The sequence below is a fragment of the Streptomyces swartbergensis genome (genome assembly GCF_002148965.1).
GTDB lineage: Bacteria > Actinomycetota > Actinomycetes > Streptomycetales > Streptomycetaceae > Streptomyces > Streptomyces swartbergensis.
On record NZ_NGFN01000661.1, the window covers coordinates 1 to 1,732 of the forward strand.

The 1,732-nt window shown below is 77.1% G+C and carries 1 protein-coding gene; it reads left to right on the top strand.

The genetic code is table 11. The annotated features are described in order from the left end of the window. Positions 1-1,628: FUSC family protein (locus CA983_RS43340; protein ID WP_425276520.1), on the top strand; the 1,628-nt coding region annotated here is incomplete at its 5' end. Positions 1,629-1,732: the final 104 nt, after the last annotated feature.

Genomic DNA, 1,732 nt, shown 5'->3' on the forward strand with positions numbered 1-1,732 from the left:
CCCGGCGTCTCCCGCTGGCGGGCGTGCTGCGGGTCGGCCGTCCCTCGGACATCTGGTTCAAGCCCGCGCTGAGCGTGGTCGCGGCGATCGCCCCGCCCGGCCTCACCCTGCTGGCGCTCGGCCGGCTCGACCTGGCGATGTACACGATGGCCGGATCCCTGTGCGCGCTCTACGCCCACAACCGGCCGTACGCCGCCCGGGCGAGGGTCCTGGTGTGGGTCGTGCTCGGCATGCTCGGCGGGCTCGCCGTCGCCCTGGTCGCGGCCTCGCTCACCGGCAGTGCAGTCGTGCTGGTCACCGTCGGCGCTCTGCTGGCCGCCGCGCAGAAGGTGCTGTGCGACGCGACCCGGGTCGGACCGCCCGGCAACGTCGTCCTCACCTTCGTCAGCTCCGCCTCCCTGTTCGCGCCGCAGACCCTCGCCCAGGTCCCCGGCCATCTGGCCCTGGCCGCCGGGACGGGTGTCTGGGCCTGGCTGGTCTGCATGGCGCCCGCGCTCGTCCGCCCGCACGGCCCGGAGCGACGCGCCACCGCCGCCGCGCTGAAGGCCGCCGCCGCGTACGCCCGGACGGGCGGCACCGGTGAGGGCCATACCCGGGCCCGCGCCGCGGGCTACGCCGCCGTGCAGGCCGCCTGGCAGGCGCTGCTGTCCACCGGTGCCCGTTCCCGTACCCGTCGCGCGCTCGAACGGCTCGTCGTCCGTGCCGAGGTGGCCCTCGCCGCGCCGACGGAGGCGGACGCCGGCCGCCTGCGGGCGTGGGCGGGCGCGCTGCGCGGCACCGGGCCCGTCCCGCAGGCCGGGCTGCCGCGGGCGGCCGCCGACGAACTGCTCGGTGTGGACGCGGCCCGCGGCCTCTGGGCGCGGCTGGGCCCGCTGACCCCCCTCGCGGTCCGCACCGCACTCGGCTGTGCGCTCGCCGGCTACGCCTCCCTGGCCCTCGGCATCGGCCGCCCCTACTGGGCCTTGGTCACCGCCGCCTCGCTCTACCAGGCGAACACAGCCCTGACCTGGAGCCGGGCCGTCCAGCGCGTCGTGGGCAACCTCATCGGAGTGCTCGTCTTCGCGGCCGTCGTACCGCTCGCGCACCTGGGCCAGGCGGCCCTCGTGCTGTGCTGCCTCGCGTTCAGCTTCGGCGCCGAGCTGCTGATCAGCCGCAACTACTGGCTCGGCAGCGTCTGCGTGACCCCCATGGCGCTGCTCATCACCGAGTTCGCCGGGTACCAGAAGCCGGGCGAGCTGATGACGGAGCGGGTCGTGGACACGGTCGTCGGTGCCGTGGTCGGCTTCGTCGCCGCGGTGGCCGTCACCAACCGGCGGGCGGGCGACCGCGTCGAACGCGCCCTGACCGCCGCCGACCGGGCCCGCGAGCGCACCGCCCGCCTCCTGGCCGAGCCGGACACCRACGCCGCCGCCCTGGAGGCCGCCCGCCGTGGACTCGCCGCCGCCCTGGCCGAGCTGCGCGCCACCGCCGACGCCGCGGCCGGTGAATGGTGGCAGCGCGACCTGCCCCAGGAGCGGGTCGTGCTCGCCGAACAGTCCGGGCACCGTACGCTCGCGGCGACGGCACGACGCCAGGGGCTGCTCCCTGACCGGGGCAAGGACACAGAGACGGAGGACGCACGGCCATGACGGCGACGGATGGACCATCGCCCAACGGGGGCGGGCCAGGGCGCGGCCCGGAGCCGGGGACCGAGCCCGACCCGGGGGCGGGCCCGAGGCCGGTGGCCGGAGGG